The sequence below is a fragment of the Staphylococcus sp. mip270_02 genome (assembly GCF_054031535.1).
The window spans coordinates 1297107-1316192 of record NZ_CM132934.1 but is presented as its reverse complement, the minus strand read 5'-3'; the positions used below and the strand labels follow the sequence as shown (position 1 = coordinate 1316192).

14 protein-coding genes, 2 tRNA genes and 3 rRNA genes are annotated in these 19086 nt (G+C 36.4%); all 19 read right to left on the bottom strand.

The genetic code is table 11. The annotated features are described in order from the left end of the window. Window positions 1–662 precede the first annotated feature (662 nt). Window positions 663–777 (bottom strand): 5S ribosomal RNA (gene rrf, locus ACW5YJ_RS06025). Window positions 778–857: 80 nt separating this feature from the next. Then, window positions 858–3780 (bottom strand): 23S ribosomal RNA (locus ACW5YJ_RS06020). Window positions 3781–4068: 288 nt separating this feature from the next. Continuing rightward, window positions 4069–5621 (bottom strand): 16S ribosomal RNA (locus tag ACW5YJ_RS06015). Together the 16S, 23S and 5S rRNA genes with 2 tRNA genes alongside form the textbook arrangement of a ribosomal RNA operon. A gap of 143 nt (window positions 5622–5764) precedes the next feature. Then, window positions 5765–5838, bottom strand: a tRNA-Gly gene (locus ACW5YJ_RS06010). Window positions 5839–5859: 21 nt separating this feature from the next. Next, window positions 5860–5942 (bottom strand) — tRNA-Leu (locus ACW5YJ_RS06005). A gap of 483 nt (window positions 5943–6425) precedes the next feature. After that, on the bottom strand, window positions 6426–6875 hold the full coding sequence (locus ACW5YJ_RS06000) for a SprT family protein (protein WP_119604270.1): 450 nt from the start codon (window positions 6873–6875) through the stop codon (window positions 6426–6428). Beyond that, the gene (locus ACW5YJ_RS05995) at window positions 6868–9018 is read right to left on the bottom strand and encodes a Tex family protein (protein WP_017722127.1); all 2151 of its coding nucleotides are present in this window, start codon (window positions 9016–9018) and stop codon (window positions 6868–6870) included. Before ACW5YJ_RS05995 ends, ACW5YJ_RS06000 begins: the two co-directional genes overlap by 8 nt. A 146-nt stretch (window positions 9019–9164) precedes the next feature. After that, the gene (gene sigB, locus ACW5YJ_RS05990) at window positions 9165–9935 is read right to left on the bottom strand and encodes an RNA polymerase sigma factor SigB (protein ID WP_017722126.1); all 771 of its coding nucleotides are present in this window, start codon (window positions 9933–9935) and stop codon (window positions 9165–9167) included. Beyond that, a complete protein-coding gene (gene rsbW, locus ACW5YJ_RS05985; protein WP_017722125.1) occupies window positions 9910–10392 on the bottom strand; it encodes an anti-sigma B factor RsbW in 483 nt (160 codons plus the stop codon). The genes sigB and rsbW overlap by 26 nt, the downstream gene beginning before the upstream one ends. 1 nt (window position 10393) lies before the next feature. Beyond that, complete coding sequence (locus tag ACW5YJ_RS05980; protein WP_017722124.1) at window positions 10394–10720, bottom strand: anti-sigma factor antagonist; 327 nt, start codon at window positions 10718–10720, stop codon at window positions 10394–10396. Between the two features lie 79 nt (window positions 10721–10799). Next, complete coding sequence (locus tag ACW5YJ_RS05975; RefSeq protein WP_107552440.1) at window positions 10800–11801, bottom strand: SpoIIE family protein phosphatase; 1002 nt, start codon at window positions 11799–11801, stop codon at window positions 10800–10802. Between the two features lie 349 nt (window positions 11802–12150). Further along, window positions 12151–12513, bottom strand: a complete 363-nt coding sequence (locus ACW5YJ_RS05970) for a type II toxin-antitoxin system PemK/MazF family toxin (protein WP_047172098.1) — start codon at window positions 12511–12513, stop codon at window positions 12151–12153. Beyond that, the gene (mazE, locus tag ACW5YJ_RS05965; protein ID WP_017722121.1) at window positions 12510–12680 is read right to left on the bottom strand and encodes a type II toxin-antitoxin system antitoxin MazE; all 171 of its coding nucleotides are present in this window, start codon (window positions 12678–12680) and stop codon (window positions 12510–12512) included. Before mazE ends, ACW5YJ_RS05970 begins: the two co-directional genes overlap by 4 nt. 87 nt (window positions 12681–12767) lie before the next feature. Beyond that, window positions 12768–13916 (bottom strand): alanine racemase, encoded by a 1149-nt coding sequence (alr, locus tag ACW5YJ_RS05960; RefSeq protein ID WP_457338578.1) that lies wholly within the window; start codon window positions 13914–13916, stop codon window positions 12768–12770. A gap of 102 nt (window positions 13917–14018) precedes the next feature. Continuing rightward, window positions 14019–14381, bottom strand: coding sequence for a holo-ACP synthase (acpS, locus tag ACW5YJ_RS05955; RefSeq protein WP_119604259.1), 363 nt, complete (start codon window positions 14379–14381; stop codon window positions 14019–14021). Between the two features lie 61 nt (window positions 14382–14442). Continuing rightward, window positions 14443–14934, bottom strand: a complete 492-nt coding sequence (locus tag ACW5YJ_RS05950; protein ID WP_107552348.1) for a PH domain-containing protein — start codon at window positions 14932–14934, stop codon at window positions 14443–14445. Continuing rightward, complete coding sequence (locus ACW5YJ_RS05945) at window positions 14921–16429, bottom strand: PH domain-containing protein (protein WP_017722117.1); 1509 nt, start codon at window positions 16427–16429, stop codon at window positions 14921–14923. Before ACW5YJ_RS05945 ends, ACW5YJ_RS05950 begins: the two co-directional genes overlap by 14 nt. Continuing rightward, complete coding sequence (locus tag ACW5YJ_RS05940; protein ID WP_017722116.1) at window positions 16422–16901, bottom strand: PH domain-containing protein; 480 nt, start codon at window positions 16899–16901, stop codon at window positions 16422–16424. The genes ACW5YJ_RS05945 and ACW5YJ_RS05940 overlap by 8 nt, the downstream gene beginning before the upstream one ends. A 188-nt stretch (window positions 16902–17089) precedes the next feature. Continuing rightward, window positions 17090–18616, bottom strand: a complete 1527-nt coding sequence (gene cshA / locus ACW5YJ_RS05935) for a degradosome RNA helicase CshA (RefSeq protein WP_017722115.1) — start codon at window positions 18614–18616, stop codon at window positions 17090–17092. Between the last annotated feature and the right edge of the window lie 470 nt (window positions 18617–19086).

Below are 19086 nucleotides of genomic sequence, written 5' to 3'. Positions count from 1 at the left end.
CATAAAAAAAGACCCTATTGGGTCTTTAATTGCCTGGCAACGTCCTGCTCTTGCGGAACGTAAGTCTGCTACCTTCGGCGCTAAAGACCTTTCTTGCCGTGAGACAAGCGCTCGCATCTTTCCTCACTTGCACGCTCTCCTTACTCACTTGCACGCTCTCCTTACTCACTTACCACTCGTAAGCTCGTTTCGTCGCTCATTTAGTTCGTCAGCTTCTATAGTCCCACTTTTTAAATTCTAACTTCTAAATTTATTAAGATAGACTCGTAAATCTCTTACTATGTTATATTTCATTGTATTAGTGGGACTTATGCATGAGCTTTTGCTCATGTACTCCGTCTAAAACCACCGACAATTACTCTCAGTTGAAGTTAAGCTCTTTGCGCATAAAAAAAAGACCCTATTGGGTCTTTAATTGCCTGGCAACGTCCTACTCTTGCGGAACGTAAGTCTGCTACCTTCGGCGCTAAAGACCTTTCTTGCCGTGAGACAAGCGCTCGCATCTTTCCTCACTTGCACGCTCTCCTTACTCACTTACCACTCGTAAGCTCGTTTCGTCGCTCATTTAGTTCGTCAGCTTCAAACGCTTTCTCTCGACAATTACTCTCAGTTGAAGTTAAGCTCTTTGCGCATAAAAAAAAGACCCTATTGGGTCTTTAATTGCCTGGCAACGTCCTACTCTTGCGGAACGTAAGTCCGACTACCATCGGCGCTAAAGAGCTTAACTTCTGTGTTCGGCATGGGAACAGGTGTGACCTCTTTGCCATTGTCACCAGACAATGAAATGTATGAAATTATACATTCAAAACTAGATAGTAAGTAAAATATGATTTAACCAAAACAAAACAATTTAAAATTTGATTAAGTCTTCGATCGATTAGTATTCGTCAGCTCCACATATCGCTATGCTTCCACCTCGAACCTATTAACCTCATCATCTTTGAGGGATCTTATAACCGAAGTTGGGAAATCTCATCTTGAGGGGGGCTTCATGCTTAGATGCTTTCAGCACTTATCCCGTCCATACATAGCTACCCAGCGATGCCGTTGGCACGACAACTGGTACACCAGAGGTATGTCCATCCCGGTCCTCTCGTACTAAGGACAGCTCCTCTCAAATTTCCTACGCCCACGACGGATAGGGACCGAACTGTCTCACGACGTTCTGAACCCAGCTCGCGTACCGCTTTAATGGGCGAACAGCCCAACCCTTGGGACCGACTACAGCCCCAGGATGCGATGAGCCGACATCGAGGTGCCAAACCTCCCCGTCGATGTGAACTCTTGGGGGAGATAAGCCTGTTATCCCCGGGGTAGCTTTTATCCGTTGAGCGATGGCCCTTCCATGCGGAACCACCGGATCACTAAGTCCGTCTTTCGACCCTGCTCGACTTGTAAGTCTCGCAGTCAAGCTTCCTTATGCCTTTACACTCTATGAATGATTTCCAACCATTCTGAGGAAACCTTTGAGCGCCTCCGTTACTCTTTAGGAGGCGACCGCCCCAGTCAAACTGCCCATCTGACACTGTCTCCCACCATGATAAATGGTGCGGGTTAGAAATCCAACACAGCGAGGGTAGTATCCCACCAACGCCTCCACGTAAGCTAGCGCTCACGTATCTCAGGCTCCTACCTATCCTGTACAAGCTGTGCCGAATTTCAATATCAGACTACAGTAAAGCTCCACGGGGTCTTTCCGTCCTGTCGCGGGTAACCTGCATCTTCACAGGTACTATGATTTCACCGAGTCTCTCGTTGAGACAGTGCCCAAATCGTTACGCCTTTCGTGCGGGTCGGAACTTACCCGACAAGGAATTTCGCTACCTTAGGACCGTTATAGTTACGGCCGCCGTTTACTGGGGCTTCGATTCGTAGCTTCGCAGAAGCTAACCACTCCTCTTAACCTTCCAGCACCGGGCAGGCGTCAGCCCCTATACATCACCTTACGGTTTAGCAGAGACCTGTGTTTTTGATAAACAGTCGCTTGGGCCTATTCACTGCGGCTCTCCTGGGCGTGAACCCTAAAGAGCACCCCTTCTCCCGAAGTTACGGGGTCATTTTGCCGAGTTCCTTAACGAGAGTTCGCTCGCTCACCTTAGAATTCTCATCTTGACTACCTGTGTCGGTTTGCGGTACGGGCACCACAATTCTAGCTAGAGGCTTTTCTCGGCAGTGTGAAATCAACGACTCGAGGAAACAATTTCCTCTCCCCATCACAGCTTGACCTTAAGAGTGCCGGATTTGCCTAACACTCAGTCTTACTGCTTGGACGTACAATCCAATAGTACGCTTCGCCTATCCTACTGCGTCCCCCCATCGCTTAAAACGAATTATGGTGGTACAGGAATATCAACCTGTTATCCATCGCCTACGCCTATCGGCCTCAGCTTAGGACCCGACTAACCCAGAGCGGACGAGCCTTCCTCTGGAAACCTTAGTCAATCGGTGGACGGGATTCTCACCCGTCTTTCGCTACTCACACCGGCATTCTCACTTCTAAGCGCTCCACATGTCCTTGCGATCATGCTTCAACGCCCTTAGAACGCTCTCCTACCATTGTCCTTACGGACAATCCACAGCTTCGGTAATATGTTTAGCCCCGGTACATTTTCGGCGCAGTGTCACTCGACTAGTGAGCTATTACGCACTCTTTAAATGATGGCTGCTTCTAAGCCAACATCCTAGTTGTCTGGGCAACGCCACATCCTTTTCCACTTAACATATATTTTGGGACCTTAGCTGGTGGTCTGGGCTGTTTCCCTTTCGAACACGGACCTTATCACCCGCGTTCTAACTCCCAAGTTAAATTGATTGGCATTCGGAGTTTGTCTGAATTCGGTAACCCGATAAGGGCCCCTCGTCCAAACAGTGCTCTACCTCCAATAATCATCACTTGAGGCTAGCCCTAAAGCTATTTCGGAGAGAACCAGCTATCTCCAGGTTCGATTGGAATTTCTCCGCTACCCACAACTCATCCGCTCACTTTTCAACGTAAGTCGGTTCGGTCCTCCATTCAGTGTTACCTGAACTTCAACCTGGTCATGGGTAGATCACCTGGTTTCGGGTCTACGACCAAATACTCAACGCCCTATTCAGACTCGCTTTCGCTACGGCTCCACATTCACTGCTTAACCTTGCATCAAATCGTAACTCGCCGGTTCATTCTACAAAAGGCACGCCATCACCCATTAACGGGCTCTGACTACTTGTAAGCACACGGTTTCAAGTTCTATTTCACTCCCCTTCCGGGGTACTTTTCACCTTTCCCTCACGGTACTGGTTCACTATCGGTCACTAGAGAGTATTTAGCCTTGGGAGATGGTCCTCCCGGATTCCGACGGAATTTCTCGTGTTCCGTCGTACTCAGGATCCACTCAAGAGTGAATAAACTTTCGACTACAGGATTATTACCTTCTTTGATTCATCTTTCCAGATGATTCGTCTAGTTTATTCTTTTGTAACTCCGTATAGAGTGTCCTACAACCCCAACAAGCAAGCTCGTTGGTTTGGGCTCTTCCCGTTTCGCTCGCCGCTACTCAGGGAATCGATTTTTCTTTCTCTTCCTGCGGGTACTAAGATGTTTCAGTTCTCCGCGTCTACCTTCAGATATGCTATGTATTCACATATCGATAACATGACATAACTCATGCTGGGTTTCCCCATTCGGAAATCTCTGGATCAAAGCTTACTTACAGCTCCCCAAAGCATATCGTCGTTAGTAACGTCCTTCATCGGCTTCTAGTGCCAAGGCATCCACCGTGCGCCCTTAATAACTTAATCTTTTTTGACTTTCAACACGAACAAGTCGGTTGAAAACCCAAAATGTTATTAATCTGTGAGTGTTCTTTCGAACACTAGCGATTATTTCTTTTTGAATTCAAAGCTTGTTAAAAAACTCTAATTCACTCGGTTTTGCTTGGTAAAATCATAAATTTTACTTACTTATCTAGTTTTCAATGTACAAAATAATGCAATGAATACTCCAATGAGCACTCAAAACTGAATACAATATGTCAATGTTATTCCTATTTCATCTTCGTAAGAAGATGTTTCCGAATATATCCTTAGAAAGGAGGTGATCCAGCCGCACCTTCCGATACGGCTACCTTGTTACGACTTCACCCCAATCATTTGTCCCACCTTCGACGGCTAGCTCCATAAATGGTTACTCCACCGGCTTCGGGTGTTACAAACTCTCGTGGTGTGACGGGCGGTGTGTACAAGACCCGGGAACGTATTCACCGTAGCATGCTGATCTACGATTACTAGCGATTCCAGCTTCATGTAGTCGAGTTGCAGACTACAATCCGAACTGAGAACAACTTTATGGGATTTGCATGACCTCGCGGTTTAGCTGCCCTTTGTATTGTCCATTGTAGCACGTGTGTAGCCCAAATCATAAGGGGCATGATGATTTGACGTCATCCCCACCTTCCTCCGGTTTGTCACCGGCAGTCAACCTAGAGTGCCCAACTTAATGATGGCAACTAAGCTTAAGGGTTGCGCTCGTTGCGGGACTTAACCCAACATCTCACGACACGAGCTGACGACAACCATGCACCACCTGTCACTTTGTCCCCCGAAGGGGAAGGCTCTATCTCTAGAGTTTTCAAAGGATGTCAAGATTTGGTAAGGTTCTTCGCGTTGCTTCGAATTAAACCACATGCTCCACCGCTTGTGCGGGTCCCCGTCAATTCCTTTGAGTTTCAACCTTGCGGTCGTACTCCCCAGGCGGAGTGCTTAATGCGTTAGCTGCAGCACTAAGGGGCGGAAACCCCCTAACACTTAGCACTCATCGTTTACGGCGTGGACTACCAGGGTATCTAATCCTGTTTGATCCCCACGCTTTCGCACATCAGCGTCAGTTACAGACCAGAAAGTCGCCTTCGCCACTGGTGTTCCTCCATATCTCTGCGCATTTCACCGCTACACATGGAATTCCACTTTCCTCTTCTGCACTCAAGTTTCCCAGTTTCCAATGACCCTCCACGGTTGAGCCGTGGGCTTTCACATCAGACTTAAGAAACCGCCTACGCGCGCTTTACGCCCAATAATTCCGGATAACGCTTGCCACCTACGTATTACCGCGGCTGCTGGCACGTAGTTAGCCGTGGCTTTCTGATTAGGTACCGTCAAGATGTGCACAGTTACTTACACATTTGTTCTTCCCTAATAACAGAGTTTTACGAGCCGAAACCCTTCATCACTCACGCGGCGTTGCTCCGTCAGGCTTTCGCCCATTGCGGAAGATTCCCTACTGCTGCCTCCCGTAGGAGTCTGGACCGTGTCTCAGTTCCAGTGTGGCCGATCACCCTCTCAGGTCGGCTACGTATCGTTGCCTTGGTAAGCCGTTACCTTACCAACTAGCTAATACGGCGCGGGTCCATCTATAAGTGATAGCAAAACCATCTTTCACTTTAGAACCATGCGGTTCCAAATGTTATCCGGTATTAGCTCCGGTTTCCCGAAGTTATCCCAGTCTTATAGGTAGGTTACCCACGTGTTACTCACCCGTCCGCCGCTAACGTCAAAGGAGCAAGCTCCTTATCTGTTCGCTCGACTTGCATGTATTAGGCACGCCGCCAGCGTTCATCCTGAGCCAGGATCAAACTCTCCATAAATGAATTATGATGTTTGATTAGCTCATAAAATACTAATTTGTGTTATCTCTAACACTTGTTTTGAACCAACAATTTAATGTTGTGTTCGGAATTAACGTTGACATATTGCAATTCAGTTTTCAATGTTCATTAAAATTTCTATATGGAGCGGGTGATGGGAATCGAACCCACAACATCAGCTTGGAAGGCTGAGGTTTTGCCATTAAACTACACCCGCATATTCAATTAAGGTATTTGATGCGGCCGAGAGGATTTGAACCTCCACGGGAATACTCCCACTAGGCCCTCAACCTAGCGCGTCTGCCGTTCCGCCACGGCCGCTTAGCAAAACGGTTTTTCTTTCATCTCTATTAAGTAACGTATACTATTGTAATATACATTTAACATTTTGTCAACAACTTTTTAAATTCAATTTAATGAAGTTAATATTTCCTTAACAGAAGTAGTTATTATTTTTTCAACGTTTATTATCTTATAACATATAAATCCTAACGTCAATATAAAACAAAAATTAAAATGAGTAAAAACACAACCTTATTCATTATAATCCTCATATATTGTTAAAATACTCATTTATTTCTTTCGTTAATAGTGTTTTAAGTATCTTTTACATACAAAATGGGAGTGGGAGAGAAATCAAATTTTCTAATATAGATTTCGTAGTCCCACCCCAGCAATTGTGACTAGGATTGAAAATAGCTTGATATAATCAATCGTATTTTCAATTCTGGCACCTACTGCCAAATTGAAAATGAGCCTGAGACATCTATTTATGTCCCAGACTCATTCTCTCACCTTAATAATCTAATTTTCTACTTGAATTAATTTACCTCTACATTTGCCACAGACCATTTTATTTGTATTTACTTTTCTTATTCTTAGAAATTCAACTTCACATTTCTTACATTTATAAATATAATTCGCTCGTTCTTCATAATTTTCTAATGGTGTACAAAATCTTGGTGCCCCTGTCTGTTTACTTAAACATTTAAAATCTGAGTCTTTATGTTTATAACCTTTACCCTGAATGTGTAAATGATAGTGACATAATTCATGTTTAATAATATCAATAATTGCAGATTCGCCATATTTTATAAATTGCTTTTCATTTATTTCTATATTATGTGAATTTAATAGATAGCGCCCACCAGTGGTTTTTAATCTTTTATTAAAATACACTTTATGTTCAAATCTTCGGTCAAAATAAGTTGTTGATATTTCTTCTGTTAAATGTTGTAAATCATTATTATCCATTAGGATCTATCATCGTCAATGATACTTTTCCTTTTTTCTCATCTATATCTAAAATCCATACATCTACAATATCTCCCACACTTACAATATCCATTGGGTTTTTAACAAATTTCTTAGACAATTTGGATACATGTACTAAACCATCTTGTTTTACACCTATGTCTACAAACGCTCCAAAGTCCACGACATTTCTCACCGTTCCATGAAGTTTCATATTTTTAGATAAATCTTCAATAGAAAGCACATCTGATTTTAATATCGGAGTTTCAAATTCATCCCTAGGGTCTCTATTTGGTGCAATTAATGATTTTATTATATCTTCTAATGTTGGTTGTCCAACATTAAGCTTTTCTGCAGTTAATTCAATATTCACATGATTTAATGCTAACTTAAGCTGTTCTGAACCCAGATCATTTGAAGTCATCCCAATTTCTTTTAACAATTGATAAGTAACATCATAACTCTCAGGATGAATTGATGTATTGTCTAATGGTTCTTTACCATCCACTATTCTCATAAAACCAATGCTTTGCTCAAATGTTTTTGCGCCTAATCGTTTTACTTTAGCGATATCTTTATTATGAGTTATTGCACCATTTTCTTCTCTATAATCTATTATATTTTGGGCAATAGTTGGCGTCAGCCCAGAAACATATTGTAGTAATGAACGAGAAGCAGTATTAACATCAACTCCTACTTGGTTAACTGCCGTTTCAACTACAAATGTTAACGCACCTTCCAAAGCTTTTTGATTTACATCATGCTGATACTGTCCAACACCAATAGATTTGGGATCTATTTTAACAAGTTCACTTAGTGGATCTTGTACTCTTCTACCTATTGAAACTGCACTTCGTTCTTCAACCTGAAATTCAGGAAACTCACTTCTTGCCACTTCTGATGCAGAATACACAGATGCACCTGCTTCATTTACAATAATAAACTGTACATCTAGTTTATGTTTTTGAATCATTGTTGCAACAAATTGTTCCGTTTCTCTGCTAGCTGTCCCATTCCCTATAGCGATTAATTCAACATCATACGATTGTACAAATTCTACAAACGTTTTTTCAGCATCTTCTTTTTTATTAATTGGCGGGTGTGGGTACATAACACCTTTAGCAACAAAAGTCCCAAATGGATTGATTACTGCAAGTTTACACCCAGTTCTAAAAGCTGGGTCTACACCCAATATTTGTTTGCCTTTCATTGGAGGCTGTAACAATAAATTTCTTAAATTTTCACTAAACACGTCTATGGCATGATTTTCAGCCTTCTCAGTTAAATCTCCTCTTAGTTCTCTTTCAATAGAAGGCATGATTAAACGTTTTAAACTATCTTTTATAGCATCTTCAATTATATAAGTGCCTTCATGCTTATCTTTTATTTCATTTTTGCAAATAAAGTTTTCAATGCCTTGCGTATCCATTTCTATTTTTACGCTTAGTACTTTTTCTTTTTCTCCACGATTAACAGCTAATACACGATGGTTCGCAATCTTTTTAACTGGTTCAGCATAATCATAATACATCGAGAATATTTCTTTCTCATCTTCAGCATTCTTTTTCTTTTGAGTCACAATATTAGCATGTTGAAATGTGTCTTTTAAAATCTTGCTTCTATATTTAGGTTCATCTGACACTAACTCTGCAATAATATCTTGTGCGCCTTTAATTGCATCTTCTACACTTGGAACCTCTTCTGTAATAAATTGTTGTGCTTTTGATTCGATCGATGTATCTATCGTTGATTGTTTTAACCATTGTGCGAATGGTTCTAATCCTTTTCTTTTTGCTTCTGTAGCTCTTGTTTTCTTTTTCTGTTTAAATGGTCTATATAAATCTTCAACACGTTGAAGTTTAGTCTGTTTCAAAATATCTTTTTTTAGATCTATTGTTAATAAACCTTGCTCTTCTATATTATGTATAACTTCTTCTTTTCTTTTTTGTAGATTAACCATATATTGGTATTCATCATCAATTTGTTTAATTTCAACTTCGTCTAAACCACCAGTTTGTTCTTTTCTATAACGAGCAATAAAAGGTACAGTGTTTTTATCTTCCAATAAAGCTAACACTGCATTGATTTGTTTAGTCGTAAAATTATATTTATTCCTTATAGATTGTATTAAATTACTATCCATAAAATCCTCCACTCACAATTATGTATTTATTCTTGTCTATCTTATACATTTTAACATATTTGATTAATACATTATTTTAAATATATAACTACAAATAAAAAAGGCAGAACTCTATATTTAGAGATCTTGCCTTTTGGTTTTAATAATTATTTATTCGCAGCTTCTTGAAGTTTTTTAATCGCAGTTCTTTGTAATCTTGAAACATGCATTTGGCTCAGACCAATTCTTTCTCCTGTTTCTTTTTGACTCAAACCTTCGATAAATGTGCATTGAATAATTTGTCTTTCTCTTTCCGTTAAAATAGGCAATATTTTTTCTAATATCATCCTTTTTTCTGTTAAATCATAATTATCATCTTGTTGCCCCATTATATCTAATAATGTGACTGTAGAACCATCTTTATCTGCTTCAATAGAATGATCAACACTTAACGCATTATAGCTTTGACCCATTTCCATTGCTTCTAATACATCTTCTTCATTTACTTCAAGTCTGTCAGCAATTTCTGCAATAGAGGGTGAACGCTCAAGTTCGTTTGTTAATTCATCTGTTACTTTCTTGATACGTGGTCCGATTTCTTTAATTCTTCTAGGTACATGAACACTCCATGTTTTATCACGTAAATAACGTTTTATCTCACCAATTACAGTTGGTACTAAAAAGGCTTCGAACTTTCTATCAAAGGATAAGTCAAACCGGTTAATTGCACCGATTAAACCAACCATACCGACCTGAACGAGGTCTTCATGATGAGATTGACCTTTAGAATATTTATATGCCAACGATTCGATTAACTTTCTATAGTGCTTTACAAGTTTATCTTGAGCATCAGAATTTTCATTGTTTTGGTGCTCTGTAATCCATTGGTTAATTTGTTCAGGTGATACATCATTAACTGATTTCGACTCTCTCGCCATTATTTCGCACCTGCTCTTTTTTAATATACTTTATCATGCTGATTGTTACTCCTGATTTTTTATCAACCGTAACTTCATCCATTAATGATTCAATTAAAAACAGACCTAAACCTCCTTCTCTTAAGAAATCGATGTTTTCATTTTCTTTATAAGGTCCTAATTGTGCTTTAGTTTCTTCATAATCAAAACTTTCTCCTTGATCAGAAATCACAATTTTTATCTTGTCATCAAAAATTTCAAAACAAAGGTTTATCATTCCTACATCATTTGGGTCATCTTTATACGCATGTTTCACTGCATTAGTAACCGCTTCACTAACTGCAATTTTGGCATCTTCTATGTCATCATACGAAGCACCTGCACGTGAAAACACGCCTGATAATGTCAATCGTATTAAACTTACATATTCTGCTGAGGCTGGCAAACGCATTTCAATATAATCCTGTTTATGTTGCATGTTATTCGACCTCCGTTCCTTCATTAACATGCATCAAATCTTTTAATCCTGTAATATCAAATAGTCGATTTATCCGATCTGAAACACCTAGAATATATAATTCCTTATCGTTCTGGTTTAGCGCTTTTAACGTGCCTACAAATAAACCTAAGCCAGTTGAATCCATATAACTAACATTTTCTAAGTATACATATATATCATGTGTTCCTTCTTGTCTCATTGGAACTAAGACTTCTTCTAACTCAGGAACTGTATAAACATCCAGTTCTCCACCAACTTTCACCTCATAATGAGTATCATGAGTCACAGTTTCAATATTAAGGTTCATAACATTACACTCCTAATTATAGTCTCATTAATAACTTTTATACCCTTAAAGTTAAATTTTAAATCTAAAATATCAAAAACTAATTCACTCTTTTTATTATTAATATTGTTAAGTCATCTCTTTTTTCTGGATTCTGTATCTTTAAAATCGCCTCATATAAAAGCTGCACTATATCCTGAGGATGCATGTGCTTATATTTATGAATCATATCTAATAGATGATGTTTATCTAAAAAGTCTCCAGCTTCATTTCTAACTTCTGTCACCCCATCAGTAAATATAATCACTAAGTCGTCTAAATAGATTGGAATTTCTTGCTGCTTATAGCGTGTTTGTTGACTTACACCTAAGACTCGTCCGCGTACAGTGATTTCTTCAAAGGCCTCAGTTTCTGCACGATATACATAGCCTGGTTCATGGCCAGCTGAACTACAATATAATAAGTGGTTCAGTTCTTCATATAGTCCATAAAACATAGTTACAAACATATTTTGGTTAACATTTTTTTCTACCACACGATTCAGTCTTTTCAGACCATCACTTGGTAACTGAGAATGTCCATATGAGTCCATACCAAACTTTATCATACTCATAGCTAATGCAGCTGGGATACCTTTCCCAATGACATCTGCTACCGCAAAACTCATCGTTCCATCTTTATGATCAATAAGATTAAAGTAATCACCACTTACTTTTTGAGCTGCAACAGAAATCACACCGATTTGTATACTGTCAAATTGAGGTATATCTGTTTTCAACATAGTCTGTTGTAAACGTGATGCTAAATCAATCTCTTTATCATGATATTGTAAGCGATCTACTAATTGTTTATAGTCCCTGTAGCTATAACCAAATCCTTTAACAATTTCTTTTAATACATTAAATGTTTTTAAAATTTGGGATTCATCTAGACTATGACTCTTTATGTACTCTTTATGTATTTGCACTATATCTTCAGGTAATAAATCCTTTTTTATCACCTCTTCAGTAAAACGCTTACACTCGTTTAATAATCCGGTTGAATCATTAGTATATAAGCTCTTATCAATTAGCGCTTTATATTGATTTTTGAATTCTTCCACGCGGTATATCCTCCTCAAAATGCAAATATAAATCGCATACATTGGATGTAACATATATATGTTCTTTATGTATGTTTTTAACGGGGTATTTAAGTGTTAAGCATTGCTTTAGTATGTCTATAAGCTAAATTATCATTTAGAATAGCCTTAACTTTAATATTTAAAAAAGCTTTAGGACACCCTAAAGCTTCTCACTTAGACATCTTATGCAAAGGTATCCAACCACTATAATAAAAATCAAAATTCAGCAAACTTAATTAACTCAACAATTAAATGGTTGTTACATGTTATAGCAAATCGATGCCTGTCATTTACTATTATATTTACTTATTAAGTAACCCCTTGAAAATTAGGATTTATGATTCCTAATATTATGTAATCCTAAACTTATATCAATAGCAATGTTAACTTCTTTCATTTTTTTCTCAGAAAGATATGTTAATTTTTCCTTTAGCCTATTTTTGTCTAAAGTCCTGATTTGTTCTAACAATATAACAGAATCTTTATCAAGTTTATATTTACTTTTTTCTATCTCTACATGTGTAGGTATTTTAGCTTTATTAATCCTACCAGTAATTGCGGCTACAATTACTGTAGGACTATATTTATTCCCAGTATCGTTTTGTATAATAACGACGGGTCTAATTCCCCCTTGTTCAGACCCTTGCACTGGTGATAAATCAGCTAAATAAACGTCTCCTCTTCTCATCATTCATTATTATTCTTGGAGCTAATGTAAACTTCATTGCAATCACAAGCTTCACATTCAAATGGAAAGGCTTCTGCTGCAAGGGAGAGATTTAAGTCAGCCATTTGAGAATAGCCTTCTTTTAATAGTTGTTCAATACTATGATTTCTACTTTGATTAAAACTTGCCATGAATAAAGACCTCCAGGTGACTAAAATAGAATATATCGAGATTTGTTGTTAGATATATAATAACAAATTTTACACACAGTGACTATACTATTTTAGCAATTCATTTCGAATTTCTAAGCCTTTAGTCTCATGATAAATCCTTGGTAATCTCCTGCTTAACCTACATAAAACTTCGTAATTAATTGTTTTTTGCTGGTGTGCCAACGCTTCAGCAGATTGTGGATTATCACTATGATGGTCCATAATGATGACTTTATCTCCTGCTTGTATATCCTCAGGAATTTTTATAATTATCTGATCCATACATACTTTTCCAATGATTTCACATTGAATACCATTCACATTAACGCTAAAGCCTTTCATCATTCTCGGAAAACCATCCGCATATCCCACTGGAATAATACCTATTCTTGTTGGTACATCAGCTGTATATACACTACCATAGCTTACTGATTCTCCCGATTGTAATATTTTTGTTTGAACAATTTCACTAATCCACTGCGCACTAGGTTTCAAATGTACTTTAACATTCGTTTTGACATATTGAGAAGGATAATAACCATATAATGAGATGCCGACTCTAACTGCATTACAAAACTGTGTATCTTTTATTAATGCACCTGCTGAATTTTGAGAGTGTATATAATTCGGTTTATCAGCTTGATTAACTATTTCTTCAAATAAAGATTGTTGCTGGTTCATTGATTCACCAGCTTCATCTGCACATGCAAAATGTGTGAACACACCTTCAAAAATCAAATGTTCTTGTGTTTGGATAAGCGATATAACTTCTTTGTATTCATCAACGTCCTTCATACCTAATCTACCCATACCAGTGTCTAATTTAATATGTAACCAAATATCTTTTTCATTTGTTTCTGGAATTTCTTGAATTGCATCAGTTAACCAAGCCTTTGAAGGTACTGTAATTGCAACACGATGTTGAATAGCTTTACTAATATTATATGAAGGTATTACACCTAATACGAGTATTTTCGCATCTATACCATGCATTCGTAACTCAATAGCTTCATCAAGTGTCGCCACTGCAAAAAATTCCGCACCATTTTCCATAAGTTGTCTAGCAATTGGTACACTTCCTAAGCCATAACCATTTGCTTTAACTACTGGCATAACTGTTTTATTTGGATGTAATTTTCGAAAGACTTGAAAATTAGAAACAATCGCATTTAAATCCACATTCAAGTATGACGATCTATAGTACTTATCAGACATTAAATTTATACCTCCTATATGCTTATATGATATACATTTTTTACATTAAATTAATTTTATAACACTCACGAGACGATAGCCAAATCAAACATACTGTAAATTTTAAAAAACTTCATCAGCTTCTAAAATAACTTGGCTCATCGCATAGTGCTCTGTATGCGTAATACTGACATGCACGTTAAAGCCATTGTAATTGACGCAAGGTTTTCCATTATCATCATTGAAGCAATCTATATCATTAAAAGCGATTTTTTTACCAATACCTGTACCTAATGCTTTACTAAATGCTTCTTTACATGCAAAGCGTCCAGCTAGAAATTCTATTTTACGTTGTTCATTTTGGAAACTGTTAAATTTATATTGTTCATTCGCTGATAAGATACGTCCCACAAGTTTATCTTGCTTTTGATATAGTTTCTTTATTCTATCAATCTCAATCAAATCAACACCAATACCATGTATCATAGCGCTTCTCCTCATTTTTTATATAACTTTTTTCTCTTACTTATAAATACATATTTATCATTTAGTCTGACTGATTTTTATCGTTATTAACGTATTTAATTTGTTGTTTCAACTTTGTCGCAGTTGTTTTATTAATAAATTTAATATTTATATTACCACCGGCAGTTGATAATGTTAGATTTGCTAATTTGTATTTTCTCATTAAAATCCCTTCGTGTGTATCTACATTTTGTATTCTAAACAATGGAACCTTCATTACTGATACAAACCACAAACCATTTCTAACTGTAACTACGTGATTATCTATACTATATTTAAAAATTTTATATCTATAGATAGGAAAGAATATAGCATTTAAAATTAAGTATATAAACGCTATACATACTCCAATGATCAAAACCCATTTCATATGTTCTTTATCAATCCATTCGATCCATAAACGGTTGACCACGCTAAATATAGTTAATACTATTAAAAAAATCAAAACAGTAATAATTGCAGATAGACGCATGACAGTTTTTCCTGATTCATGCATATTATTATAGTTCTCCATCGTTTTCACCTCTCAAATACCAATTCCTAAGCATTTGTACGTGCTGCTGCGGATTAAAATCAAGACCTACTGCTTCATTCCCCGCAGCTTTTGCAATAATAAAATTAAAATTACCTAAATTACTTTTAATAAGAAACGGATTCCGCCTTATCTCCATCCCCAATATTTTATTATGCTTAAAATATGAGTTTCTAAATCCAAATAGAGTTACATTACGTACTACGAGTTCATCATTTCGTACTTTCAAGCCGGAATACTTAACAATAAGATAACTATGTATGATTAATAAAAGTATTATTATTCCAGTGATTAAAAAGACCCATGGCTGCCAAAAATAATTTATGATAGCAGCAACAATTATTAGAACAATAGACTCTCTCCAAAAGTGTCTATGGAAACCACGCCAAGGCATACCTTGTTCCGGCTTATCAAATGACATACTAGGAATTAACTCTTTAATAATCGCATAGCCTTTATCACGTTTAATAAATGGTAGAATCATAACATTGCCATCTAACGACACATCATCTTTATCATTACCGTTCATGTCACTAGTAATTACAAAGTAGATTGATGTATAGCCAAATAATTTTCTGAAAAAGGATTGTTTTTCAACAATTGCTTGTACCCTATCTGTAGGAACAGTAATACTTTTTACATTAAAAAGACCATATTTAATATTTAACTGATTATCGTTTTGTGTCACAGTATAATTAAAATTACGTATGATGACGATAAGCGTTCCTACTATATAACTAATTGCCACAATCATTGCAACCATCATTAGCACTATGACGAAAATTGCCTGTGATATTTGTGCAAATTCATCTGTTAACCAACCCCAAGGAATCACATTCGACAAACCGCCTATAATTGGTGATATAGCAGCAAACGCAACACCTATAGCACCGCTAGTCAGTGCCATAAATAACAATTCTTTAAAGTTCAGCTTATATAAATGTAAAGGCTGATTGGTTACTTCAGTAGTATATTCATCTTCTATCAAAATTTCTTTCTCACTTTGAATTTCTTCACTACCATTGATTAATTCTTTTTGTTTATCTCTCAAAGCTTGTTGTATCGTTTCACTTTGTGATTTTGAAACTGTATCTAGATCAACACCATCACTAGGTGTTTTGATTTGTAATTTAACACCACCAACTAATTGATTGATGATACCTTGTGATGTATCTAGCGTTTGAATGCGACGGATATTTAACTCTTTTCTTTCTTTTGTAAATATACCTGTTGCTAAAACAAAATGATCGTTCTCTATCCAATAGCGCGTATTATAAACTTTTAGCACTTGGGTTATAAAAGAAATAATAAAAAACAAACTTACTATACCTGGAAAGATATAAGCATAAATATTAGTGAAATCAAAGTCTCTAATATTAAACACCAAAAATATAATGATTAAAAAGATATTTTGCTTAATTGCTTCAATAATACCTGTTAAATATGAAATAGGATGAAGTTTTTGTGGTTTATACATCAAAATCAGCTCCTCTCAAATAACTGAGTGTCTTAGATTCAAAAGCTTTTGAATCTTTAACCGATATTAACGGGAAGCTCACTTTATGACCTGCCGTAACTAAAGATACTTTAGCCAAGCCTAGCTTCTTTAAGATTGGATTATTTTTTCGTTCAGTAAATTGAGTACGCTCGAGTTTCACAATTTTTTGTGTTTTAAAAAAGAAATCGAATTTAATTTCTATATAATTTTCCATAATGCGAAAATAAGTATGCCGATAAGTAATCCAAGGTTTTAAGGCTGCATATATAATATCAAATAAAATAAATGCACAAATTAAATAGATTATAAAATGCCACCAATCGAAATGACTCCATAAAAATATTAAGACAATTGCTATAATCATATTAACTATAAATGATAGTCCTTCACTTATATAATAGTAAGTTAATGCTTGACTAGGACTTTTCTTAAATAGTTGTTCGCTCGACATATATACACTCCTCCATTGAGTTTTCAACTCATTATAACATATGGTTATTACAAGCTTCATTTCCCTTATGCAGTATATATATTAAACTGTATTTCAATAATAACGTACAATTTATGTTTACATACAAAAAAATCACCCCAAATAATTGGAGTGATTAAACCTAAATTTCATATATGATAAATTATTTTTTATTTTTTATGGTCAGCAAATGTGCGACCTTTCATTGATGATTTCTTATTGTTGTTTCTATCTGAAGAAGGTCTATCATTTTTCTTCTTGTTGTTGAATCCGCCTTTACCTGAACGACGATTTTTGTTATCGAATTTGCCACCGCCACGTTTGTGATTTCCACCACCACGTTTTGGTCCACCTTTACCTTGACGACCTTTGCCACGAGATAATGGTTTTTCAAATGTTAATTGAACATCAACATCATCATTAGATTCAACTAACTCTTGTAATAATGCAGCAACTAAATTCACATCATTATATTCTTCAATTAACTCAGTAGCAATACGTTGTAATCTAGGTTCACTGTCTCTAGACATCCAGTTTTGAACTTTACCTTTAATGTCATTTTCACGAGCTTTAAGCACTTCTTTGCGATGAGGTGGTCTCAAAGCTGTCATTTGACGTTTGTTTGCTTGTTCAATTTGACGGATATAATCCATTTCAATTGGGTTAACAAATGTAATCGCTACACCTTTTTTACCGGCACGACCAGTACGTCCAATTCTGTGTGTATAACTTTCAGTATCTTGAGGGATATCGAAGTTATAAACATGGCTTACGCCTGAAATATCTAATCCTCTTGCTGCAACATCTGTTGCAACTAAAATGTCTAGTTGATCATTTTTGAATTTTTTCAACACTTCTAAACGTTTAGCTTGTGTAATATCACCATGTAAACCTTCAGCTTTGTACCCTTTTGAAATTAACGCACTTGTTAACTCATCAACACGACGTTTTGTACGACCGAATACGATAGCTAATTCTGGTTGGTGTACATCTAAAAAGCTTGTAAATGTATCGAATTTTTCTAATTCTTTTACAATAGTGTAAAATTCTTCGATTTGTGGATCGGAAGTTTCATTGTTCATTGTTTTAACAATGACAGGTGATTTCATGAATTGTTGTACTAATGTTTGGATTGCTTTAGGCATAGTTGCTGAGAACAACATAGTTTGACGTTGTTCAGCAGGTATTTTATCCATGATAAATTTCATGTCATCGATGAAGCCCATGTTCATCATTTCATCCGCTTCATCTAAAATTAACGTATGAATATCAGTTGTTTTTAATGTACGACGATTTAGGTGATCAATCACTCGGCCTGGTGTGCCTACTACGATTTGTGGTCCTTTTTTAAGCGCTTTGATTTGACGATCAATTGGCATACCGCCAAATACTGTAACTACTTGGACATTTTGTCCTTTAGAAAACGATTTAAGCGATTCAGCAACTTGCATTGCTAATTCTCTTGTTGGTGCAAGGATTAATGATTGAACACCTTCTTGGTCTGCCACTTTTTCAATTAATGGAATACCAAATGCACCTGTTTTACCTGTACCAGTCTGTGCTTGACCAAGAACATCTTTGCCTTCTAAGGCAAGAGGGATACTCTCTTTTTGTATAGGAGTGGCCTCATCGAACCCCATGGATTGTAGGGTTTCTGCCATCTTATCTGAGATCCCTAATTCTTTAAAATTTTGCAATATAATTCTCCTTTATTTATCTGTATTTCTATACATATATGTTCACTTAAGTTTCTTCAACTTCTTTATAGTACCACCTCAAGTATATAATCGCAATAAACCAAATTTGATTAAATAAGCTATATCCTATGTATTGATTGTCACTGTAGACACTATAAACCTTGTAAAACATAGGTTGTAAGCGTTTAATTATATTTTACAACATGAGTTTTAACTTCTTAAATTTTTTTGTTAATTTATTTATTCAGTTAATTGTCAGATTATTATACTGTGAAAGCGGAACTACCTTTCAGTTTAAATATATTTATTTAAATATTTTATACCATTAGAAAATTATAATAGTTCACTATAATAAATTTAAATAATAGATAATTGAATTAAAATCCATCATTATATATCAACTGCATATAGCGATATACAATAATCTTATGTGTTACTAGCGTAGATAAGGCCGAGACATTTTATGCCTC